This is a genomic window from Streptomyces sp. NPDC000345 (assembly GCF_042898825.1).
Taxonomy (GTDB): domain Bacteria; phylum Actinomycetota; class Actinomycetes; order Streptomycetales; family Streptomycetaceae; genus Streptomyces.
This window is the reverse complement of record NZ_JBIAZE010000011.1, coordinates 80,077-103,243: the sequence shown is the minus strand read 5'-3', so window position 1 is coordinate 103,243 and position 23,167 is coordinate 80,077. Positions and strand designations below refer to the sequence as shown.

Genomic DNA, 23,167 nt, shown 5'->3' with positions numbered 1-23,167 from the left:
CTCGGAGGCTGTGACGTCTAGAAGAAGTAGAGGCGGTTCAGGGAGACGGACTCGGCCGGCCCGGAGCGCAGCGGCTCGCCGTCGAGGGTGACCAGGCCGGTGCGCTGGTCGACGTCCACCGCTCCGGTACGGGAGTTGAGGCGCAGGTCGGCCGGACCGATGCCGCGGGTGCCGCGCACGGCGACCCTGCGGCGGCGGGTCGGCATCCGGTCGCCGCCCTGGTCGAGGGCTGCCTGCGCGACGAAGGCGACGGAGAGGTCGGCGGGTGTGGCGCCGTACGCCCCGAACTGCGGTCCGAGGACGAGGGGTTCACAGGTGTCCGTCGCGGCGTTGGGGTCGCCGACCACGCCGTACGCCGGGAAACCGGCCTTGAGGACGAGCTGCGGCTTGGCGCCGAAGTACTCCGGGCGCCACAGCACGATGTCGGCGAGCTTGCCGGGCTCGATCGAGCCGACCTCGTGGGAGAGGCCGTGGGCGATGGCCGGGTTGATGGTCAGCTTGGCCATGTACCGCAGGACGCGCTCGTTGTCGTGGTCGTCCGGGGCGCCGCGTTCGGCCTTCATCTTCCCGGCCAGGGCGAAGGTGCGCCGGACGGTCTCGCCCGCCCGGCCCATGCCCTGCGCGTCGGACGAGGTGATGCCGATCGCGCCCAAATCGTGCAGGACGTCCTCGGCGCCCATGGTCCCGGCGCGGATGCGGTCGCGGGCCATGGCGGCGTCGCCGGGCAGGTCGGTCTTCAGGTCGTGGACGGAGACGATCATGCCGTAGTGCTCGGCGACGGCGTCCCGGCCGAAGGGCAGGGTGGGGTTGGTGGAGGAGCCGATGACGTTCGGGACGCCCGCCATCTTCAGCACGTTGGGCACGTGTCCGCCGCCGCAGCCCTCGATGTGGAAGGCGTGGACCGTGCGGCCCTCCAGGACCCGCAGGGTGTCCTCGACGGACAGGCACTCGTTCAGCCCGTCGCTGTGCAGGGCGACCTGGACGTCGTGTTCCTCGGCGACCCGCAGGGCGGTGTCCAGGGCGCGGGTGTGGGCGCCCATGTCCTCGTGCACCTTGAAGCCGGACGCGCCGCCCTCGGCCAGCGCCTCGGTCAGGGGTGCCCCGTCGGACGACGAACCCCGGGCGAGGAAGCCGATGTTGACGGGCCAGGCGTCGAAGGCGCCGAAGGCGTGCCGCAGGGCCCAGGGCGAGTTGACGCCGACGCCCCACACCGGGCCGAACTCCTGTCCGATGATCGTGGTCACGCCGGAGGCGAGGGAGGCCTCCATGATGCGCGGCGACAGCAGATGGACGTGGGTGTCGACGGCTCCGGCGGTGGCGATCAGCCCTTCGCCGGACACGATGGAGGTGCCCGTGCCGACGACGACGTCGACCCCGTCGAGGGTGTCGGGGTTCCCGGCCCGTCCGATCGCGTGGACGCGCCCCTCACGGATGCCGACGGACACCTTGCGGATGCCGAGGACGGCGTCGATCACCACCACGTTGCTGATCACGACGTCACAGGTCGCGCGGACGGCGGCGGCCTTGAGGTGCAGACCGTCGCGGGCGGTCTTGCCGAATCCGGTGAGGAACTCGTCGCCGTGGCGCTGGGAGTCGGACTCGACGCGGACGACGAGACCCGAGTCGCCGAGGCGGATGCGGTCACCGGCGCGCGGGCCGTGCACGGAGGCGTACTCGTGGGGATCCATCGCTCAGGCCCCCAGGTATCCGCAGGCGGCGGCCCGGCGCAGGGCTTCCGTCTTCGCCCCCGGCGCGTCGAGGGGTCCGTCGACCAGCCCGGCGAACCCGATCGCGACGCGCCCGCCCCCGATCGGCACCAGCCCGACCTCGGCGCTCTCCCCCGGCCCGAACCGCACGGACGACCCGGCCGGGACGGCGAGCCGCATGCCGTAGGCCCGCTCCCGCGCGAAGTCGAGCCGCGGGTTGGCCTCGAAGAAGTGGAAGTGGGAGGTGACGGAGACGGGCACGGCGGCGGTGTTGGTGACCGTCAGCCGGACGGCCGCCTCGGGCTCGGTGTGCGCGGGGCCCGGCAGCAGGGCGCCGGGGCCCCGGTCTCCGAGCCCTGCCCCGATCGGGTCGCTGACGACCGCGAGCCGCGAGCCGTCGTCGAAGACGGCCTCGACGTGCACCTCGGTGACGACGTCCGCCACCCCCGGCAGGACGTCGTCGGGCCCGAGGACCGAGCGGGCGCGCTCGATCGCCTCGGCGAGCCGGGCGCCGTCGCGGGCGGCCTCGCAGACGGTGTCCGCGATGAGCGCGGTCGCCTCCGGGACGTTGAGCCTGAGGCCCCGGGCCCGGCGGGCCCGGGCCAGCTCGGCGGCGCCGAAGAGCAGCAGCCGGTCTCGTTCCGTGGGGGTGAGTCGCACGACGGCGCACCTCCGTTCGCTCGATGCTTTAGAGCGCCACTCTAAACTTCTACGGGTAAGAGCGGAAGTCACTTCCAGGATCTTTTGAGCGACACTCTAAATGAGGGAAACGAAAAGGGGCCGCCCCGGACCCGGGTCCGGGGCGGCCCCTGCCTGGCGTGCGCGCCGGTCAGCCCAGCGGGTGCATCCAGCCGTGCTTGTCCTCGGCCGTCCCGCGCTGGATGTCCAGCAGGGCCTGGCGGAGCCTGAGGGTGACCTCGCCGGGCTCACCGCCCGACTGCTGCCACTCGCCGCCGGTGCGCTTGACCGTGCCCACCGGGGTGATCACGGCGGCGGTGCCGCAGGCGAAGACCTCGGTCAGGGTGCCGTTCTCCGAGTCGCGCTGCCACTGGTCGACGGAGACGCGGCCCTCCTCGGCCTCGTAGCCGAGGTCACGGGCGACCGTGAGCAGGGAGTCACGGGTGACGCCCTCCAGGATGGAGCCGGTCAGCGACGGCGTGATGATCTTGTTGCCGTACACGAAGTACAGGTTCATGCCGCCGAGCTCCTCGACCCACTTGCGCTCGACCGCGTCGAGGTAGCAGACCTGGGCGCAGCCCTGCGCGGCGGCCTCTGCCTGGGCGAGGAGGGATGCGGCGTAGTTGCCGCCGGTCTTGGCGTCGCCCATGCCGCCGGGGACGGCGCGGACGTGGTCCTCGGAGACCCAGATGGAGACGGGCTTCACGCCGCCCGGGAAGTAGGCGCCGGCCGGGGAGGCGATGACGAGGAACAGGTACTCGTTGGCCGGCTTCACACCGAGGCCGACCTCGGTCGCGATCATGAAGGGGCGCAGGTACAGGGACTCCTCGCCGCCGTGCGCGGGCACCCAGTCCTTGTCCTGGGCCACCAGCGCGTCACAGGCCTCGATGAAGGTCTCGACGGGCAGCTCGGGCATCGCGAGGCGGCGGGCGGAGCGCTGGAAGCGCCGGGCGTTCTGGTCGGGGCGGAAGGTGGCGACGGACCCGTCGGGGCGGCGGTAGGCCTTGAGACCCTCGAAGATCTCCTGGGCGTAGTGCAGGACGTTGGTCGCCGGGTCGAGCGGGATCGGCGCGTAGGGGACGAGCTGGCCGTCGTGCCAGCCGCGGCCCTCGGTCCACTTGATCGTCACCATGTGGTCGGTGAAGTGGCGGCCGAACCCGGGGTTCGCCAGGACCGCCTCCCGCTCGGCGGCGGCGGTGGGGCTGGCGGAGGGCTTGAGCTCGATCGTGGGCGTCGTCATGAGTGGTTGTCCTTCACCGGTTGTAGTGACGGGCCGCGCTCACGCCCGTACGGCCGGCGGCCAGTGCGGGGACGTCCGAGCATTGCCTCATTCCGCGGCTCCGCGTTCGATTATCGCAAGCGGGATCCGAGGAAGAAAACGGCGTGACAGCGACCCGGGGATGATGGTGGCACCCGGCGGGGGACATGCGGAAGCCGCCGGGTGCGGATGCGACCCGGCGGCTTCGAAGGGTTTCGAGTGGCGCGGGGTCAGCCGGCTACTCGTACGGAGAGCGCGTCACCGATCTCGGACGTGCTGCGGGCGGGCTTGCCGGTGCGCTCCGCGAGGTCGGCGGAGACCGCCTCCTCGATGCGGACGGCCTCGGTGTCGTAGCCGAGGTGGCGCAGGAGGAGGGCGACGGACAGGACCGTGGCGGTGGGGTCGGCCTTCCCCTGGCCGGCGATGTCCGGGGCCGAGCCGTGGACGGGCTCGAACATGGACGGGAACGCGCCGCTCGGGTTGATGTTGCCGGAGGCCGCGACGCCGATGCCGCCGGAGACGGCCGCGGCGAGGTCGGTGATGATGTCGCCGAACAGGTTGTCGGTGACGATGACGTCGAAGCGCTCGGGCTGGGTGACCAGGTAGATGGTCGCCGCGTCGACGTGCATGTACTCGGTGGTGACCTCGGGGAACTCCGCGGCGACCTTGTTGAAGACATTGGTCCACAGGTGACCCGCGAAGGTCAGCACGTTGTTCTTGTGGATCAGGGCGAGCTTCTTGCGCGGGCGGGCCTGGGCGCGGGCGAAGGCGTCGCGGACGACGCGCTCGACACCGAAGGCCGTGTTCACGGACACCTCGGTGGCGACCTCGTGCTCGGTGCCCTTGCGGATGGTGCCGCCGTTGCCGGTGTACGGGCCCTCGGTGCCCTCGCGGACCACGACGAAGTCGATCTGCGGCTCGCCGGCCAGCGGCGTGGCCACGCCGGGCAGCAGCTTGCTCGGCCGCAGGTTGACGTGGTGGTCGAAGGCGAAGCGGAGCTTGAGCAGGAAGCCGCGCTCGAGGACGCCGGACGGGACCGACGGGTCGCCGATGGCACCGAGCAGGATGGCGTCGTGCTGCTTCAGCGCGTCGAGGTCGGCGTCGGTGAGGGTCTCACCGGTGGCGTGGTAGCGCTTGGCGCCGAAGTCGTACTCCTTGGTCTCCAGCTTCACATCCTGCGGAAGGACGGCGGAGAGGACCTTCAGACCTTCGGCCACGACCTCCTGGCCGATGCCGTCACCGGGAATCACTGCGAGATTGATGCTGCGAGACATGTCGGCACCGTACTCCTGGTCCCATGGAATGACACACGCCGTCCGCCATCCGGACACCCGGACGGAGGACGGGCGCGCTCCCTTCGGACGGCGTTCACCCGTACGCAGGACGGGCGTTGCGGCGGCCGGGAAGGTTCTCCGCATGGACACACCGGACGTCGGCATCCCGCCCCGGCTCGCCCGCGGCATGAGCATGGCGGAGCAGTACGCGTACCTGCGCACCCACCCGTCCAGGCGCCGCACCCTGGTGACGGCGGGGGCGGTGGCGGGCGGCCTGCTCACCGGCTGCGCGGGGAGCCCGCGGGCGCGTACGGCACCGACGGCGAGCCCGTCCGCCGGTTCCACGGTCGTCCCCTTCGGCCGCCATCTCGCCTTCGGTTCCGACCCGCGCACCCGGATGCGGATCTCCTGGCAGGTCCCGGCCCCGGTGCGCGCACCGTACGTCCGCCTCGGCACCCGCGCGGACGAGCTGGGCGGCAAGGTGCCGGCCGAGGTGCGTGTCCTGCGCACGCCCGGCGTCGACGGAGTGCGCGCGGCCGTCGAGCAGTACTACGTGCACGCGTCCCTGGACGCGCTCCTGCCCGGCACGACGTACTACTACGGCGTCGGCCACGAGGGTTTCGACCCGGCCGACGCCGGCCGACGCGCCACGATCGCCTCCTTCCGCACGGCACCGTCCGGAGCCGAGCGGTTCGTGTTCACCGCGTTCGGCGACCAGGGCGTGGGCCGGGCGGCGGCCGCGGTCGACCGGCTGCTGCTGGAGGCCGACCCCGCCTTCCACCTCCACGCGGGCGACATCTGCTACGCGGACGGCACCGGGCAGGGCAGGACGACGGACGGCTACGACCCGACCGCCTGGGACGCCTTCCTGCGGCAGAGCGAGCCGGTGGCGCGATCCGTGCCGTGGATGGTGACGACCGGCAACCACGACATGGAGGCCTGGTACTCCCCCGACGGCTACGGCGGCCAGCTGGCCCGTTTCTCCCTCCCGGACACCGGCTTCGACCCGCGCACGGCCCCGGGCGCGTACACGTTCACCTACGGCAACGTGGGCGTGGTGGCTCTGGACGCCAACGACGTGTCGTACGAGATCCCCGCAAATCTCGGGTACACCGAGGGCCGGCAGACGGCCTGGCTGCGGCGGACGCTGAGCGCGCTGCGCGCCGACGGGAACGTCGACTTCGTCGTCGTCTTCTTCCACCACTGCGCCTACTCGACCTCCACGCACGCCTCCGACGGCGGGGTGCGGGCGCGGTGGCAGCCGCTGTTCGACCGGTACCAGGTGGACCTGGTGGTCAACGGCCACAATCACGTGTACGAGCGCACGGACGCCCTGAAGGGCGGACGGGTGGGCCGTACGGTGCCGGTGGGCGCGTCCGTCGACCCGGCGCGGGACGGGACCGTGTATGTCACGGCGGGCGGCGGCGGCCGTGATCTGTACGGATTCCCGGCGGGCGTGCCCGAGAGCTACGAGGGTCGTGTCCGCGACCGCGACGCGGTGGACACCTTCCACTGGACGCGTTCACGCGAGAGGGCACCGGAGACGGTGGAGTGGTCGCGGGTGCGCTACCGGGGGTTCTCGTTCCTCACGGTGGAGGCGGTCGGCGGGCCGTCGGCGCGGCTGACGGTCTCGGCGCTCGCCTCGGGCGGCCGGCGCATCGACCGTTTCGAGGTGCGGCGCGGGTCCTGACGTCCCGGTCGGGACCCGCGCCGCGCCCCGTGCGGGTGCGGCTCCCGGACTGTGGGCGGCCTACAGGTGGCCGGTCTCACCGCCGTTGTCACGGCGGTCGAGGGCGCGCTGGAGGGCGGCGGCGGCCTGCTTGCGGTCGGACTCGCTCGTACGGGAGACGTGACGGACTCGGCGGCGGACGGTCGTCTCGGCCATGGGAAATCGACTCCTTCGACAACACCAGGGAGTACGGAAAGGGTTACGAGACGCCGGAGGGGCGGGGAGCGGCGGGCCGCAGGGGTTGCCTGCGCGGGGCCCGGCTCACGACCGCCATTCGCTGGATCGAGCGAGACGTTCGGCTCCTACAAACGTAAGGGAGGAGCCCGCGCCTGTCTCCACAATTACTCGGACTTCCTACTATCTGAGACGGTGCACTGCGTCACACCCCTCTGACCAGGGAGATCACCGCTTCCCGAAAACGCCCGGGCTCCTCGGCCCAGGGCAGGTGACCGGCATCGGGCAGAACCAGCCGGCGCCCCTCGGGCAGCGCCCGGGCCAGGGAGTCCACCGCCGAGCGCGGGCGGATGTCCCGGGCGCCGTCGACGATCGGCACGGGGACGGCGAGGGCCCGGCAGGCGGCCTTCGGTCCGGGGGTGCCCCAGGCCCGCTCGCGTTCCTCGTCGAGAGCCCTGCTGCACGCGGGGTTGATCCCGAACCAGGGGTCGGCCATGCGCCCGGCCGGCTCCGGGGCCCGCGCGCGGTCCCCGAACTCGACCGACCACTGGACCACGGCCCGCTCCCGGTCACGGGCGCCAGTGTGCCGGACGGGCCGGGTCCGTGACAGACCCGGCCCGTCCGTGCGGGGGCGGCCGGCGGCTCAGCCCATGTGCGGGTAGGTGTAGTCGGTCGGCGCGACCAGCGTCTCCTTGATGGCGCGGGTCAGCGTCCAGCGGGTGAGGTTCTGCGGGGCGCCGGCCTTGTCGTTCGTGCCGGAGGCACGGCCGCCGCCGAAGGGCTGCTGGCCGACGACGGCGCCGGTCGACTTGTCGTTGATGTAGAAGTTGCCGGCCGCGTAGCGCAGCTTCTCCATCGTGTACGCGGTCGCGGCGCGGTCGCCCGAGATGACCGAGCCGGTCAGGGCGTAGTCCGACACCGACTCCATCTGGGTCAGCATCTCGTCGTACTTCTCGTCCTCGTAGACGTACACGGCGAGGACGGGACCGAAGTACTCGGTGGTGAAGACCTCGTTCTCCGGGTCGCCGCACTCGATGACGGTCGGGCGGACGAACCAGCCGACGGAGTCGTCGTAGGAGCCGCCGGCGACGATCGTGCAGGCCGGGTCGGCCTTGGCGCGGTCGATGGCGGCCTTGTTCTTGGCGAAGGCGCGCTCGTCGATGACGGCGCCGATGAAGTGGGAGAGGTCGGTGACGTCACCCATGCTCAGGTGCTCGACCTCGGCCGCGAACTCCTCCTTGAAGCCGGAGTTCCAGAGCGAGGCCGGGATGTAGGCGCGGGAGGTCGCGCTGCACTTCTGGCCCTGGTACTCGAAGGCGCCCCGGGTGAGGGCCGTCTTCAGGACCGCGCGGTCGGCGCTCGGGTGGGCGACGACGAAGTCCTTGCCGCCGGTCTCGCCGACCAGGCGCGGGTAGGAGCGGTACTTCTCGATGTTGGCGCCGACCGTCTTCCACAGGTACTGGAAGGTCTTCGTCGAGCCGGTGAAGTGGATGCCGGCGAGGTCGCGGTGTTCCAGGGCGACCTCGGAGACGGCGATGCCGTCGCCGGTGACGAGGTTGATGACGCCCTTGGGGAGACCGGCCTCCTCCAGCAGCTGCATGAGGAGCACGGCGGCGTGGGTCTGGGTCGGCGAGGGCTTCCAGACGACGACGTTGCCCATGAGGGCGGGGGCGGTGGGCAGGTTGCCCGCGATCGCGGTGAAGTTGAACGGCGTGATCGCGTAGACGAAGCCCTCCAGCGGGCGGTGGTCGAGGCGGTTCCAGACGCCCGGCGAGTTGGCCGGGGGCTGCTCGGCCAGGATCTGCCGGGCGTAGTGGACGTTGAACCGCCAGAAGTCGACCAGCTCGCAGGGGGTGTCGATCTCGGCCTGCTGGACGGTCTTGGACTGGCCCAGCATGGTGGAGGCGGCCAGCGTCTCGCGCCAGGGACCGGCCAGCAGCTCGGCGGCGCGCAGGATGATCGCGGCGCGGTCGTCGAAGGACATCGCACGCCACGCGGGCGCGGCGGCGAGGGCCGCATCGATCGCGTCCCGGGCGTCCTGCTGGGTGGCGTTGCGGTAAGTGCCGAGGACGGCCCGGTGGTTGTGCGGCTGGACCACCTCGAACGCGTCACCGCCGCCCATCCGCTTCTCGCCGCCGATGGTGCAGGGCAGGTCGACCGGGTTGTCGGCCAGCTCCTTGAGCTTGGCCTCCAGCCGGGCGCGCTCGGGCGAGCCGGGGGCGTAGCCGCGCACCGGCTCGTTGACGGGGGTGGGGACCTGGGTCACAGCGTCCATGAGTTCCGTGACTCCTTACTGAGCGGGGGGCGGGCGGAAGGGGGTGCGGGCTCAGCCCTTGGTGATCATGCTGCGGACGAAGAACCGCAGGTTGGCGGGCTTCTCCGCGAGACGGCGCATGAAGTAGCCGTACCAGTCGGTGCCGTAGGCGGTGTAGACGCGCATGCGGTGGCCCTCGGCGGCGAGCCGGAGGTGTTCCTCGCTCCTGATGCCGTACAGCATCTGGAACTCGTACTCGTCGAGCTTGCGGCCCGCCTTGCGGGCGAGCTCCTGAGCGATGGAGATCAGGCGCGGGTCGTGGGAGCCGATCATCGGATATCCCTCGCCCTCCATCAGCGTCCTCAGGATCCGGACGTACGCCCGGTCGATCTCGTGCTTCTGCTGGTGGGCGACCTCGGCGGGCTCCTTGTAGGCACCCTTCACGAGCCGTACGCGGCTGCCGCTCGCGGCGAGGCGGCGGGCGTCGGCCTCGGTGCGGAAGAGGTAGGCCTGGATGACACAGCCGGTCTGCGGGAAGTCCTTCCGCAGCTCCTCGTGGATGGCGAACATCGAGTCGAGGGTGGTGTGGTCCTCGGCGTCCAGGGTGACGGTCGTGCCGATGGCGGCGGCCGCCTCGACGACGGGCCGGACATTGGCGAGCGCCAGCTCGTGCCCGCCGGGGAGCGCCTGGCCGAACATCGACAGCTTGACGGACATCTCGACGCGCTCGCCGAGGTCGAGCTCCTTCAGGCGGTCGATCAGGGCGAGGTAGGCGTCGCGGGCGGCGGTGGCCTGCTCGGGGGTGGTGATGTCCTCGCCGACGACGTCCATCGTCAGCTCCAGGCCCCGGCCCGTGAGGTTCTCGACGATCGGCACGATGTCGTCGACGGTCTCGCCCGGGATGAAGCGGTCGACGACCTGCTTGGTCACCGGGGCCGCCGAGATCAGGCGTCGCATCCGGTCGCTGCGCGACGCGGCGAGAATCACGGGACCCAGCACGGGGCACCTCCACATACCAACCCATACGAGGCCGCTGCCCGACGATTCGGGAACGGCACGGAGAACCACCGTGAAAGTTAAGGATCCCTCCGATCGTCGGCCATCGACAGCTGTCACGCATTCGTGCCGCAGATCTCAGACATATGTATGAAGGTCCTGCGGGACTGGGTGAGAATGGCCGGGTGACGTCGGATTTCAAAGGTGACTACCAGGAGCTGGTCGACGAGATCTCGGAGCTGCTCGGCGCCCCCGCGACCCTGGAGAACCGGGACTTCGAGCTGATCGCCTTCGGCGCGTACGACAGCGAGGGCGAGCTGGACGCGTCCGCGCTGGACCCGGTGCGGGCCCGCTCGATCCTGACCCGGCGTTCGACGGCGGCCGTGCGCACCTGGTTCGAGGGATTCGGCATCACCCGCGCCACCGGCCCGGTCCGCATCCCGCCGACCCCGGAGGCGGGTGTGTACCGGGGCCGCGTCTGTCTTCCCGTACGGCACCGGGGGGTCGTCCTCGGCTATGTGTGGCTCCTCGACGACGAGCCCGGACCCTCGGACGCCCAGCTGGCGGCGGCGATGGAGGTGACCGTGCGGATCGGCGCGCTGCTCGCGGACGAGGCCCAGCACGGCGCCGACCTCACCCGGGAGCTGCGGGCGGTGCTGACCGCCGAGCGGGGCTGGCCGCGCGACATGGCGGTGGCGGAGCTGCGCACCGCGCTCGGCGCCCGCGCGGACGGCCCGCACACGGTGGTCTGCGTGGCCCCCTGGCCGTCCGCCGGCCCGGACGACGTCCCCTCCCTGCGCACGCTGCCGGGGGCGACCGCGCTGTGCACGGTGCCGTGGGGGGAGGCCGGGCGGTGCCTGGCGGTGCTGGTGCGGCTGCGCTCGACGGACGTGCCGACGCCGGCGACGGCCGTGGCGGGGCGGCTGCTGGAGCGGGCGGACGCGTCCGCGGCGGGCGTCGCCGCCGGGCGGGCCGGCCTCGCCGGGCTGGGCGCGGCATGGCAGGAGGCGTGGGCCTCGGCCCGGGCGGCGCTCGCGGAACCGCGGCTCGGTCCCGTCGCCCAGTGGGCGTCGATCGGCCCGTTCCGGCTGCTGACCTCGCTCTCCCGGGACACCGCCCGTGACCCCGCCGTACGGGCCCTGCTCTCCCCCGCCCACCGTGAACTCGCCCGCACCGCCGAGGTCTACCTCGACCGGGCGGGCCAGGCGGGCCGGGCCGCGGCGGAACTGGGCATCCACCGGCAGACGCTGTACTACCGGCTGTCGCGGGTGGAGCAGCTGACGGGACTGGACCTGGCCGACGGGGAGGACCGACTGCTCCTGCACATGGCCCTCAAGACCGCCCGCCTGCCCTGAGACCCGCGGGCACCCCCGCGATGACGAGAGCGGCGAACGGCACGGCCCTCTCCTACGGGCGGGCCCTCCCCGGCGAACGGAACGGCTCCTCCCGGCGGACGGAACGGCCTCCCCGGCGGCCGGTACGGACCTCCCCGGCGGCCGGATCGCCACGCCGGGTGAGCGGTCGGCACGCCGGGTGGGCGGCACGCCGGGTGGGAGGGCGGCACGCCGGGTGGGAGGGCGGCACGCCGGGTGGGAGGTCGGCACGCCGGACAGGCGGTCGCCACGCCGGACATGCGACCGGGACAGGCAGCCTGCAGGCCGGGCAGGCGGCCAGCACGCCAGACGGGCGATCGGCACGCCCGGTGGGCGGCAGCCCGGTGGGCGGTCGCCACACCAGGCAGGCGGTCGCCATGCCGGACAGGCTGCCGACACGCCAGGCCGGCGATCGGCACGCCCGAGGGGCGGCACGCCGGGCAGGCGTCCGGCATGCCGGACGGGCGGCGACACGCGCCGGGCAGGCGATCGGCACGCTCAGGGGCGGTCCCACGCCGGGCGAGCGGCCGGCCACGCCAGGCAGGCGGTCGCCACGCCGGACAGGCGGTCGCCACGCCAGGCAGGCGGTCGCCACGCCGGTGGGTGGGTCAGTTCTTCGTGGCGCCCGCGATCACCCGGCGCAGCCCCTCGGTGAGCTGTGTCGCGTCGGTCGCCGAGTCCGGGTCGAAGAGCCACTGGACCATGAGCCCGTTGAGGAGGGTCTGGTAGAAGCGGCCCTGCGTGTCGACCGTCTCCTGGTCGAGCTCCTCCTCCGGGACGCCGCTGAACATGGGGACGATGCCCGAGCGGCCCTGCTCCTGCGCCTCGGCCAGCAGCTTGCGCACCTCGGGGAGCCGGTCGCCCTGCACGATGAGCTCGAAGCTCAGCAGCCAGACCGCCCGGGTGCGCGGCAACGAGCCGATGATGCTCGTCCACACCTCCTCGAAGCGCTCGAGTGACCCGGGGGGCGCCGTCACCGTGCCGCCCGCGCCCCATCCCGGGTCGAACTCGTCGCCGGCGCTCTCCACCAGGGAGACGTACGCCTGCACCAGCAGCGCGTCCTTCGATCCGTAGTGGTAGCCGATCGACGCCAGGTTGGTCCCCGACTCCTTGACGATGTCCCGCGCCGTCGTGCGCAGGAACCCCTTCTCCAGCAGGCAGCGCTTCGCGCCTTCGAGCAGATCCTCACGGTGTCCCATGCCCTCACCCTACCGTCGATCCATACACCCGTCCTATACGAACGACTTATACAATCGTTCTAGACAAGCGTTTAATACGCCCGTACAGTCACTGGCATGACGAACCCGACGAGCACCACCACAACCCCGGCGCCCCGCGCCGGCCGCCGCGAATGGACCGCCCTCGGGGTGCTGATGCTCCCGCTGCTGCTGGTCTCGATGGACGTCTCGGTGCTCTACTTCGCCATCCCGGCGATCAGCGCCGACCTGGAGCCGAGCGGCACCCAGCAGCTGTGGATCTTCGACATCTACGCGTTCGTCCTGGCCGGCCTGCTGATGACGATGGGATCGCTCGGCGACCGCGTCGGCCGCCGCAGGCTGCTCCTGACCGGCGCGGCGGCCTTCGGCGCCGCCTCGGTGGTGGCGGCCTACGCGAACAGCGCCGAGACCCTGATCGCCGCCCGCGCGGTGCTCGGTGTCGGCGGCGCGACCCTGCTGCCCTCGACGATGGCCCTGATCCGCACGATGTTCACCGACCCGGGCCAGCGCGCGAAGGCGATCGGCCTGTGGTCGGGTGTGATGACGGCGGGGATCGCCCTCGGCTCGGTGATGAGCGGGGTCCTGGTCGAGTACTTCTGGTGGGGCTCGGTCTTCCTGGTCAACCTGCCCGCGATGGCCCTGCTGCTGGTCCTCGGCCCGGTCCTGCTGCCCGAGTCACGCGACCCCGCTCCCGGCCGCTTCGACTGGAGGAGCGTCCCGCTGTCGATGGCCGCCGTGCTCCCTGTGATCTACGGCCTGAAGGAGATCCCCTCCGAGGGCTGGCACACCGAGTACGTCGTCTCGGTCGCCGTCGGCCTGCTCTTCGCGGCCCTCTTCGTCCGCCGCCAGCGCACCGCCGACTCCCCGATGATCTCCCCGGCCCTGTTCCGCGGCCCCGGCTTCGCCCCCGCGGTCGTCCTGAACCTCGTCTCCTCGTTCGGGATGATGGGCTCGGCGTTCTTCACCACGCAGTACCTGCAGTCGGTGCTCGACCAGAGCGCGCTGGAGGCGGCCCTGTGGGCACTGCTGCCGTCGGTGCCGATCGGCATGGCCGCCCCGCTGGCCACCTCCCTGGTCCACAAGGGCGTCGAGCGGGCCCACGTCGTGACGGCGGGCTTCGCGACCGCCGCGGCCGGCTACGCCCTCCTCGCCCTCGCCGGCACCGACGCGATGTGGCTCGTGCTGGTCGCCTGCGGCGTGCTCGCCTCCGGGATCGTCATGGTCATCTCCCAGATGACGGACCTGGCGATGGGCGCGGCCCCGGCCGAACGGGCCGGTTCAGCCTCCTCCCTGCTCGAGACCGGCGCCGAGTTCGGCGGCGCCCTGGGGATGGCGGTGCTCGGCTCGATCGGCACGGCGGTCTACCGCCACGAGATGCCGTCCTCGGCCCCGGCGCCGGCCCGGGAGACCCTGGGCGGCGCGCTGGCGGTGGCCGACCGGGTCCCCGGACTGGCCACGGCGGCGCGGGAGGCGTTCACCAGCGGGATGCAGGGAGCGGCGATCGCGGGGGCGGTGCTGCTGGCGGGGGCGGCGGTGGCGGCTTCGGTGACGCTGCGAAGGCTCCGGGTGAAGTGACGGAACGGGCGAACGCCGGACGGGCTGACCGGGTCAGCCCGTCCGGCGTTCGAGGACCAGGCCCTTTCAGGGCCCAAGCGGGGGTCCGGGGGCGGCGGCCCCGAGCCCGGCGGCAGCCTCAGACGAGGTTCACCGCACGAGCGGACGTCGCGCCGATCTCCGTGGCCACCTCGGCCAGCACCGCGGAGGGCACGGTGTCGTCGACGGTCAGGACGGCCAGCGCCTCGCCGCCCACCGCCGCACGGGCGACCTGCATACCGGCGATGTTGATGCCGGCCTCGCCGAGGATCCGGCCGACCGTGCCGACGACGCCGGGACGGTCCTCGTACTTGAGGACGGCCATGTGGTCGGCGAGGGCGAGGTCCACGTCGTACTCGCCGACCGCGACGATCTTCTGGAGGTGCTTCGGACCGGCCAGCGTGCCGGAGACCGACACCTCCTCGCCGTCCGAGAGCGTGCCGCGCACGGTGACGACGTTGCGGTGGTCCGCCGACTCGGAGCTCGTGGTGAGGCGCACCTCCACGCCGCGCTCCTGCGCGAACAGCGGGGCGTTGACGTACGAGACGGTCTCGTCGACGACATCCTCGAAGACACCCTTGAGGGCGGACAGCTCCAGCACCTTCACGTCGTGCTGGGTGATCTCGCCGTAGACCTCGACGTCGAGGCGGACCGCGACCTCGCCGGCGAGCGCGGTGAAGATCCGGCCGAGGCGCTCGGCGAGCGGCAGGCCCGGCTTGACGTCCTCGGCGATGACACCGCCCTGCACGTTCACCGCGTCGGGCACGAGCTCACCGGCGAGGGCGAGGCGCACCGAGCGGGCGACGGCGATACCGGCCTTCTCCTGGGCCTCGTCCGTGGACGCGCCGAGGTGCGGGGTGCAGACCACCTGGTCGAACTCGAACAGCGGGGAGTCCGTGCAGGGCTCCTTCGCGTACACGTCGAGACCGGCACCGGCGACGCGGCCCTCCTTGAGGGCGGAGTACAGCGCCTCCTCGTCGACGATCCCGCCGCGCGCGGCGTTGACGATCCGCACGCCGGGCTTGACCTTGCGCAGCGCCTCGTCGCCGATCAGGCCGACCGTCTCGGGGGTCTTCGGCAGGTGCACGGTGATGAAGTCGGAGACCTCGAGCAGCTCGTCCAGCGACAGCACCTTCACGCCCATCTGCGCGGCGCGCGCGGGCTGGATGTAGGGGTCGTAGGCGACGACCTTCATCCCGAAGGCGGACATGCGCTGCGCGACGAGGGCGCCGATCCGCCCCAGACCCACGACACCGAGGGTCTTCTCGGCGAGCTCGACACCCGTGTACTTGCTGCGCTTCCACTCGCCGTTCTTCAGCGCGGCGTTGGCCTGCGGGATGTGGCGGGCGGTGGCGACGAGGAGGCCGCAGGCCAGCTCGGCGGCGGTCACGATGTTGGAGGTGGGGGCGTTGACGACCATCACGCCGGCCTTGGTGGCGGCGGAGACGTCGACGTTGTCCAGGCCGACGCCGGCTCGTGCGACGACCTTGAGCTTGTGCGCGGCGGCGATCGCCTCGGCGTCGACCTTCGTGGCCGAGCGGATCAGGATGGCGTCGACCTCGGCGATCGCGGGGAGCAGTTCGGCTCGGTCCGCTCCGTTGCAGTGCCGGATCTCGAAGTCCGGGCCAAGCGCGTCCACAGTCGCGGGCGACAGCTCTTCAGCGATGAGTACGACAGGTTTCGAGCTCACGTGAGTCCTCACAAGTCCAAAGCGTGCGGACGGCCGTCCCGACGGCCGCAGGCGGAGGAGGGGCTAGCCGCGTGGAAGACGCACGACGCTGTGGGCCTGAACGCGTATATAGGCAGCAGTGTAGTGCTGCGACGGAGGTCGCCTCATGCCTCCGCGGAAGGATCACCCGTCCGTGGTTGGACGGGATGGCCAAGAGGGCCGGAGCAGTACGCTCCGGCCCCCCTGACATGAGGCTCACGCCTCTTCGTTCACCCAGCTCATCAGCTTGCGGAGCTGCTTGCCGGTGGTCTCCAGCAGGTGCTCGGAGTCGGCCGTCTTGTACTCGTTGTACTTCTTCAGACCGCCGTGGTACTCGTCCATCCAGTTGCGGGCGAAGGTGCCGTCCTGGATCTCGGCGAGGACCTGCTTCATCTCGGCCTTGGTGGCGTCGGTGATGATGCGCGGGCCGGTGACGTAGTCGCCCCACTCGGCGGTCTCCGAGACGGACCAGCGCATCTTCTCCAGGCCGCCCTCGTACATGAGGTCGACGATCAGCTTCAGCTCGTGCAGGCACTCGAAGTAGGCGATCTCCGGCTGGTAGCCGGCCTCGACCAGGGTCTCGAAGCCCGCCTTGACCAGCGCGGCGGTGCCACCGCAGAGAACGGCCTGCTCGCCGAACAGGTCGGTCTCGGTCTCCTCGGTGAAGGTCGTCTTGATGACACCGGCGCGGGTGCCGCCGATGGCCTTGGCGTACGACAGCGCCAGCGCGAAGGCGTTGCCGGTCGCGTCCTGCTCGACGGCGGCGATCGCGGGGACGCCGCGGCCCTCCTCGTACTGGCGGCGCACCAGGTGGCCCGGGCCCTTCGGGGCGACCAGGGCGACGTCGACGCCGGCCGGGGCCTTGATGAAGCCGAAGCGGACGTTGAAGCCGTGCGCGAAGAACAGCGCGTCGCCGTCCTTCAGGTTCGGGGCGATGGACTCCTCGTAGACCTGGGCCTGGATCGGGTCCGGGATGAGGATCATGATGACGTCGGCCTCGGCGGCGGCCTCGGCGGGGGTCACCACGCGCAGGCCCTGCTCCTCGGCCTTGGCCTTGGACTTGGAGCCCTCGTGCAGACCGACGCGGACGTCGACACCCGAGTCACGCAGCGACAGCGCGTGGGCGTGGCCCTGGCTGCCGTACCCGATGACCGCGACCTTGCGGCCCTGGATGATGGACAGGTCGGCGTCGGCGTCGTAGAACAGCTCGGCCACTTTGGGTTCTCTCCTTGTGTACAGATGGTGCGTCCCACCGTATGACGGCGGGCGTAAGTGAAGTTCGGGGGTCTCGGTATCCGGGCGGCCGGAGTCACCCGACCGCCCGAATCCAGCCTTACGCGGATCGGTCGAGAGCGCGCAGCGAACGGTCCGTGATGGAACGGGCCCCGCGGCCGATCGCGATCGTGCCGGACTGGACCAGTTCCTTGATGCCGTACGGTTCCAGCATCTTGAGCATGGCGGAGAGCTTGTCGCTGCTGCCGGTGGCCTCGATGGTCACGGCCTCCGGGGAGACGTCCACGGTCTTGGCGCGGAACAGCTGGACGATCTCGACGATCTGGGAGCGCGTCTCGTTGTCGGCGCGCACCTTCACCAGAACGAGTTCACGGTGGACCGCCTGCGCCGGCTCCAGCTCGACGATCTTCAGCACCTCGACGAGTTTGTTGAGCTGCTTGGTGACCTGCTCCAGCGGCAGGGCGTCGACACTCACCACGATCGTGATGCGGGAGATGTCGGCGTGCTCGGTGACGCCCACCGCGAGCGAGTCGATGTTGAAGCCGCGGCGGGAGAACAGGGCGGCGATCCGGGCCAGGATGCCCGGCTTGTTCTCCACCAGGACGGAGAGCGTGTGCTTGGACATGTCTCTTGGGTCTCTCTCGCTCAGTCGTCTTCGTTGTCGCCGAAGTCGGGGCGGACGTCCCGGGCGGCCATGATCTCGTCGTTGGAGGTTCCGGCGGCGACCATCGGCCAGACCATCGCGTCCTCGTGGACGATGAAGTCGACGACGACCGGACGGTCGTTGATGGAGTTCGCCTCCTCGATGACCTTGTCCAGGTCGTCCGGCGACTCGCAGCGGATCGCGTAGCAGCCCATGGCCTCCGACAGCTTCACGAAGTCGGGGACGCGGGTGCCGCGGGCGTCCGGGTTGACGTCGTTCGGGCCGGAGTGCAGCACGGTGTTGGAGTACCGCTGGTTGTAGAACAGGGTCTGCCACTGGCGGACCATCCCGAGGGCGCCGTTGTTGATGATGGCGACCTTGATCGGGATGTTGTTCAGGGCGCAGGTGGTGAGCTCCTGGTTGGTCATCTGGAAGCAGCCGTCGCCGTCGATCGCCCAGACGGTCTTGTCCGGCGCGCCGGCCTTGGCGCCCATCGCGGCCGGGACCGCGTAGCCCATCGTGCCCGCGCCGCCGGAGTTCAGCCAGGTGGCGGGCTTCTCGTACTGGACGAAGTGGGCGGCCCACATCTGGTGCTGGCCGACGCCCGCCGCGAAGACGGTGCCCTCGGGGGCGAGCTGTCCGATGCGCTCGATGACCTGCTGCGGGGAGAGCGAGCCGTCGGCGGGCTGGTCGTAGCCGAGCGGGTAGGTCTCGCGCCAGCGGTTGAGGTCCTTCCACCAGGAGCTGTAGTCGCCCTGGTTGCCCTCGCTGTGCTCCTTCTGGACGGCCTGGATCAGGTCGGCGATGACCTCGCGGGCGTCACCGACGATCGGCACGTCGGCGGCGCGGTTCTTGCCGATCTCCGCCGGGTCGATGTCCGCGTGGACGATCTTGGCGAAGGGCGCGAAGCTGTCGAGCTTGCCGGTGACGCGGTCGTCGAAGCGGGCACCGAGGGCGACGATCAGGTCGGCCTTCTGCAGGCCCGTGACCGCGGCCACCGAGCCGTGCATGCCGGGCATGCCCAGGTGCTGGGGGTGGCTGTCGGGGAACGCGCCGAGCGCCATCAGCGTGGTGGTGACGGGCGCGCCGGTCAGCTCGGCGAGGACCTTGAGCTCGGCGGTCGCGCCGGCCTTGAGGACGCCGCCGCCGACGTACAGGACCGGCCGCCTGGCGGCGGTGATCAGCTTGGCGGCCTCGCGGATCTGCTTGGCGTGCGGCTTGGTCACCGGGCGGTAGCCGGGCAGGTCCATGGTGGGCGGCCAGGAGAACGTGGTCCTCGCCTGGAGGGCGTCCTTGGCGATGTCGACCAGGACCGGCCCAGGACGGCCGGTGGAGGCGATGTGGAAGGCCTGCGCGATCACCCGCGGGATGTCCTCGGCCTTGGTGACCAGGAAGTTGTGCTTGGTGATCGGCATGGTGATGCCGACGATGTCCGCCTCCTGGAAGGCGTCCGTGCCGATCGCCTTCGACGCGACCTGCCCGGTGATCGCCACGAGCGGCACCGAGTCCATGTGCGCGTCGGCGATCGGGGTGACCAGGTTGGTCGCGCCGGGGCCGGAGGTGGCCATGCAGACGCCGACCTTGCCGGTGGCCTGCGCGTAGCCGGTGGCCGCGTGGCCGGCGCCCTGCTCGTGGCGGACCAGGACGTGCCGGACCCGGGTGGAGTCCATCATCGGGTCGTAGGCGGGAAGGATCGCACCGCCGGGAATGCCGAATACCGTCTCGGCGCCGACCTCCTCGAGGGAGCGGATGAGGGACTGCGCGCCCGTGACGTGCTCGACGGTTGCGGAGTGTCCTCCGGATCGGGGCCGGGGCTGCGGATGAGCCCCGGTGGCCTGCTCGGTCATCGGCATTCTCTTCTCGATGCTGAGGGTTCTGCGGGTTCTACTGCGGGTTTTGTGCAACAAAAAACCCCTCGTGCCGTAAGGCAAGCGAGGGGAGCGCGCCGGGTGTGGGTCGCTGGGAGTCCGGGTCCTTCCGGGCGTCACCAGCTTCAGCCGACGCGCTTTCCAAGTACGAGAATTCGGGTGCGCATGGCATTGACCCTCCCCCTGGCGCGCACCGGCTGTCAAGTGGGTGGGACAGGAGTCTCAGTATGTGAGCGAAGGGCACTTCCGCTCCCCAGGACGGCGGTTACACCACTGGTGTACACCCCCGTGGCGCCCCCCGCGAACGCGGGTTCCGCGGGGCCGTGGGGAACCGAGCAGCGGCCGGCGGCGAGGGCGCGGCGCAGCCGGTACTCGTCCAGCGGCCCGGAGAACGCCATGCCCTGTCCGTGCGTGCAGCCCATGGCGCGCAGGGCCACCACCTGTTCGGGCAGGTCCACGCCGTCGGCCACGGACTGCAGCCCGAGGTCGCAGGCGATCCGCAGCAGCCCACTGGTGATCTTGTGCAGCCGCGCGGACTCGACGACGCCCTCGACCAGTGAGCGGTCGAGCTTCAGTACGTCGACGGGGAGCCGCCGCAGCGCGGTGAGGGCGCCGTAGCCGCCGCCGAAGCCGTCGAGGGCGATCCGGACGCCGAGCCGGCGCAGGGCGCCCAGCCGGCGTTCCAGTTCGTCCAGCGGCACCCTCGGGTCGAGGTCGGCCAGTTCGATCACCAGCGAGCCGGACGGCAGTCCGTGCCGGGTGAGCAGCGCCTCCACGGAGCCCAGGGGCATCGAGCGGTCCAGCAGGCGCCGGGCGGCCATGCGCACGGCCACCGGCACGGTGAGTCCGTTCGCGGCCCGGTCGGCGGCCTGCTCGACGGCCTCCTCCAGGATCCAGCGGCCCAGTTCGGCGGTCCTGTCGCCGTCCTCCGCGACCCGGAGGAACTCGGCGGGCGTGAACAGCACCCCTTGGGAGGACCGCCAGCGCGCGTGTGCGGCGACCGACGAGATCCGGCCGTCCTCCAGCCGCACCACGGGCTGGTGGAGCAGCGCGAACTCGCCGTCGTGCAGGGCGGCCCGCAGCCGCGTGGCCAGCTCCGCCTTGCGTACGACGTCCTGCTGCATCTGCGGCTTGTACAGCTCGACCCGGCCCTTGCCGCCCGCCTTGGCGCGGTACATCGCGAGGTCGGCGTTGCGCAGGATCTCGCCGGCGCCGAGGCCCGGTTCGGCGAAGGCGACGCCGATGGAGGCGGCGACTCTGACGTCGTTGCCATCGATCAGGTAGGGCTGCGAGAGCGTCATCCTGAGGCGGTCGGCGAGCTCCAGGATGTGCCGTTGACGGGCGGCCCGGTCGCGGGTGGTGTCGCCGACGATCAGGGCCGCGAACTCGTCGCCGCCCAGCCGGGACGCGGTGTCGCCCTTGCGGACGGCGTCCTGGAGCCGGCGGGCGGCCTGGACGAGCAGTTCGTCCCCGGCCTGGTGCCCGATGGTGTCGTTGACCGCCTTGAAGCCGTCGAGGTCGATGAAGAGGACGGCGGTGTTGCGCAGGGCGGTGCCCCGGTCGGAGCTGCGGCGGCCGGACAGTGCCTGCTGGACGCGCCGGGTGAACAGGGCGCGGTTGGGCAGGTCGGTGAGCGGGTCGTGCTCGGCGTTGTGCTGGAGCTGCGCCTGCAGGCGCACCCGTTCGGTCACGTCCCGGCTGTTGAAGATCAGACCGCCGTGGTGGCGGTTGACGGTCGACTCGACGTTGAGCCAGCCGCCGTCGCCGGAGCGGAACCGGCACTCGATGCGGGTGGTGGGTTCGTCCTGGGGGCTGGCGGCGAGGAAGCGGCGCACCTCGTGCACCACACAGCCCAGGTCCTCCGGGTGGATCAGATCGGCCAGTTCGGTGCCGACCAGGGCCTCGGCGGGCCGTCCGTAGACGCCGGCGGCGGCCGGGGAGACGTACCGCAGGATGCCGCTGGGGGCGGCGATCATGATGACGTCGCTGGAGCCCTGCACCAGGGAGCGGAAGTGGTTCTCCTTCTGCGCCAGTTCCTGGGTCAGGGTGATGTTGTCGAGCAGCATGATCCCCTGCCGCACGACCAGGGCGAGCACGACCGCGCCGCCGGTCAGCAGCACCACACGGTCGACGCTGCGGCCGTTGAGGACGTTGTAGAGGATCCCCAGGGTGCACACCGCGGCGGCGAGGTACGGGGTGAGGGCGGCCAGGGAGCCGGTGATGGGCCGGGTGGCCGGATACCGGCTGTGGTCGCCTCCCGGCGGGGGAGACTGCCGGGGCGCCCGGGCGGACGGGTGCGGGGCGGCGTGCGGATGACCGCCGGGGTGGTGTCCCGGCATGTGCTCGTGGACCACGCGCGTGTGGCCCTCGCCGGTGTCCTTCCCGTGCTGCCGGGAGGCGGCCCAGGGGGCGTACGCCAGGAGCAGGGAGCCCGCGAACCAGCCGGCGTCGAGCAACTGGCCCGAGTGGTAGTGGTTGTGCATCAGCGGTGAGGTGAACAGGGCGTCGCACATCACGGTCAGCGCGAGCGCGCCGACCGCCGTGTTGACCGCCGTGCGGTTCACGTAGGACCTTCTGAAGTGCAGGACCAGCACCATGCTCACCAGGGCGATGTCGAGCAGCGGGTACGCCAGCGACAGCGCCGCGTGCGCCACGCTCGGTCCGTCGAACTTCGCGGCCTGTGCGAGGGCGAGGCTCCAGGAGAGCGTGAGCAGGGAGCCGGCGATCAGCCAGGCGTCCAGCACCAGGCAGACCCAGCCGGCCTTGCTGACGGGCCGGGCGGCCAGCACCAGCAGCCCCACGATCGCGGGGGGCGCGAAGCACAGGAAGAACAGGTCGGCGTAACTGGGGCTGGGGACGGGGCGCCCGAGGACCACCTCGTACCACCCCCAGACCAGGTTGCCCAGGGCGGCCATCGCCGAGGAGAGCGCGAACAGCAGCCAGGCCGGTCGAAAGCGGACGCGGCGGGTGCGCGCGTAGAGGAAGCAGGACACGGCGGCGGCGCCCGCCGCGGCGGTCAGCCCGAAGTCGCCCATGATCAGGGCGAGTTCACCGGATCCCCAGCCGAGCGCGGAACCGACGGCGTATCCCGCGCACAGAACGACGAGCACCATCTTGTGGACCAGGTGCGGCCCGGCACCGCGGGGCGGCTGCCCGGCCGGCGGCGTGTTCACCGGGGACCGGTCGCGCGGCGTCGGGTCGACTCCGTCCAGGAGGGTCGTGGAGGTCGTCGGCGAACTCACCGGGTCCCCCTGGTCCGCGCCCCCGGGTCCCTCGGGTCCCGGTGCGCATGCTTCCTGCGGCCGCCGTGCCTGCGGTGGTGATGGCCGGGGTGAGTGTCGTGACCGCGTCTGCGCGCAGCCGTGCGCCAGGGTCGCCGCCGACGGCTCCGCCGCGTCGGATCGTTCGTCCATAGGCCGTGCATCGCCCGTCGCCCCCCTCACAAGTCTGAAATGTCCATCCC

At 71.6% G+C, this 23,167-nt stretch carries 17 protein-coding genes; 3 read left to right on the top strand and 14 right to left on the bottom strand.

From position 1 onward, the window contains the following. Positions 1 to 17: 17 nt before the first annotated feature. From ACFY30_RS25810 to ACFY30_RS25795, 4 genes are all read right to left on the bottom strand, one after another. A complete protein-coding gene (locus ACFY30_RS25810) occupies positions 18 to 1,688 on the bottom strand; it encodes an urease subunit alpha (protein WP_390847513.1) in 1,671 nt (556 codons plus the stop codon). 3 nt (positions 1,689 to 1,691) lie between these two features. Further along, complete coding sequence (gene ureA / locus ACFY30_RS25805) at positions 1,692 to 2,366, bottom strand: urease subunit gamma (RefSeq protein ID WP_390847512.1); 675 nt, start codon at positions 2,364 to 2,366, stop codon at positions 1,692 to 1,694. Between the two features lie 169 nt (positions 2,367 to 2,535). Further along, positions 2,536 to 3,624 (bottom strand): branched-chain amino acid aminotransferase, encoded by a 1,089-nt coding sequence (locus tag ACFY30_RS25800; RefSeq protein WP_390824657.1) that lies wholly within the window; start codon positions 3,622 to 3,624, stop codon positions 2,536 to 2,538. A 248-nt stretch (positions 3,625 to 3,872) separates the two neighbouring features. Continuing rightward, positions 3,873 to 4,916 carry a 3-isopropylmalate dehydrogenase gene (locus tag ACFY30_RS25795; RefSeq protein WP_390847510.1) on the bottom strand — a complete coding sequence of 348 codons (1,044 nt, stop codon included), beginning with the start codon at positions 4,914 to 4,916 and terminating at the stop codon, positions 3,873 to 3,875. Between the two features lie 142 nt (positions 4,917 to 5,058). Here ACFY30_RS25795 and ACFY30_RS25790 point away from each other — a divergent pair, with 142 nt between their 5' ends. Then, on the top strand, positions 5,059 to 6,606 hold the full coding sequence (locus ACFY30_RS25790; protein WP_390847509.1) for a purple acid phosphatase family protein: 1,548 nt from the start codon (positions 5,059 to 5,061) through the stop codon (positions 6,604 to 6,606). Positions 6,607 to 6,666: 60 nt separating this feature from the next. On the opposite strand, the gene ACFY30_RS25785 is transcribed toward ACFY30_RS25790, so the two are convergent. The 4 genes from ACFY30_RS25785 to ACFY30_RS25770 all read right to left on the bottom strand — a co-directional run bounded on the left by ACFY30_RS25785 (position 6,667) and on the right by ACFY30_RS25770 (position 10,072). After that, positions 6,667 to 6,801 (bottom strand): hypothetical protein, encoded by a 135-nt coding sequence (locus ACFY30_RS25785; RefSeq protein ID WP_390661376.1) that lies wholly within the window; start codon positions 6,799 to 6,801, stop codon positions 6,667 to 6,669. 223 nt (positions 6,802 to 7,024) lie between these two features. Next, positions 7,025 to 7,375, bottom strand: coding sequence for an alpha/beta fold hydrolase (locus tag ACFY30_RS25780; protein WP_390847508.1), 351 nt, complete (start codon positions 7,373 to 7,375; stop codon positions 7,025 to 7,027). 87 nt (positions 7,376 to 7,462) lie between these two features. Continuing rightward, on the bottom strand, positions 7,463 to 9,094 hold the full coding sequence (gene pruA, locus ACFY30_RS25775) for an L-glutamate gamma-semialdehyde dehydrogenase (RefSeq protein WP_390847507.1): 1,632 nt from the start codon (positions 9,092 to 9,094) through the stop codon (positions 7,463 to 7,465). A gap of 51 nt (positions 9,095 to 9,145) precedes the next feature. After that, positions 9,146 to 10,072 carry a proline dehydrogenase family protein gene (locus ACFY30_RS25770; RefSeq protein WP_390847506.1) on the bottom strand — a complete coding sequence of 309 codons (927 nt, stop codon included), beginning with the start codon at positions 10,070 to 10,072 and terminating at the stop codon, positions 9,146 to 9,148. 143 nt (positions 10,073 to 10,215) lie between these two features. Between ACFY30_RS25770 and ACFY30_RS25765 the strand changes: the two genes are divergently transcribed. Further along, positions 10,216 to 11,424 (top strand): PucR family transcriptional regulator, encoded by a 1,209-nt coding sequence (locus tag ACFY30_RS25765; RefSeq protein WP_390847505.1) that lies wholly within the window; start codon positions 10,216 to 10,218, stop codon positions 11,422 to 11,424. A 626-nt stretch (positions 11,425 to 12,050) separates the two neighbouring features. Here ACFY30_RS25765 and ACFY30_RS25760 read toward each other — a convergent pair. Next, entirely contained in the window at positions 12,051 to 12,641 is a 591-nt protein-coding gene (locus ACFY30_RS25760) for a TetR/AcrR family transcriptional regulator (protein WP_390847504.1), read from the bottom strand. Between the two features lie 96 nt (positions 12,642 to 12,737). On the opposite strand from ACFY30_RS25760, the gene ACFY30_RS25755 reads away from it, so the two are divergent. After that, on the top strand, positions 12,738 to 14,234 hold the full coding sequence (locus ACFY30_RS25755; RefSeq protein ID WP_390847503.1) for an MFS transporter: 1,497 nt from the start codon (positions 12,738 to 12,740) through the stop codon (positions 14,232 to 14,234). Between the two features lie 118 nt (positions 14,235 to 14,352). Here ACFY30_RS25755 and serA read toward each other — a convergent pair whose 3' ends face one another. From serA to ACFY30_RS25730, 5 genes are all read right to left on the bottom strand, one after another. Continuing rightward, complete coding sequence (gene serA / locus ACFY30_RS25750; RefSeq protein WP_390847502.1) at positions 14,353 to 15,942, bottom strand: phosphoglycerate dehydrogenase; 1,590 nt, start codon at positions 15,940 to 15,942, stop codon at positions 14,353 to 14,355. Between the two features lie 234 nt (positions 15,943 to 16,176). Next, a complete protein-coding gene (gene ilvC, locus ACFY30_RS25745; protein ID WP_390661383.1) occupies positions 16,177 to 17,175 on the bottom strand; it encodes a ketol-acid reductoisomerase in 999 nt (332 codons plus the stop codon). A gap of 118 nt (positions 17,176 to 17,293) precedes the next feature. After that, a complete protein-coding gene (ilvN, locus tag ACFY30_RS25740; protein WP_389337124.1) occupies positions 17,294 to 17,818 on the bottom strand; it encodes an acetolactate synthase small subunit in 525 nt (174 codons plus the stop codon). 20 nt (positions 17,819 to 17,838) lie between these two features. Next, positions 17,839 to 19,689 carry an acetolactate synthase large subunit gene (locus ACFY30_RS25735; protein ID WP_390847501.1) on the bottom strand — a complete coding sequence of 617 codons (1,851 nt, stop codon included), beginning with the start codon at positions 19,687 to 19,689 and terminating at the stop codon, positions 17,839 to 17,841. Positions 19,690 to 19,904: 215 nt separating this feature from the next. Further along, positions 19,905 to 22,817: a putative bifunctional diguanylate cyclase/phosphodiesterase gene (locus ACFY30_RS25730; RefSeq protein WP_390847640.1), complete on the bottom strand. Its 2,913-nt coding sequence runs from the start codon at positions 22,815 to 22,817 to the stop codon at positions 19,905 to 19,907. Positions 22,818 to 23,167: the final 350 nt, after the last annotated feature.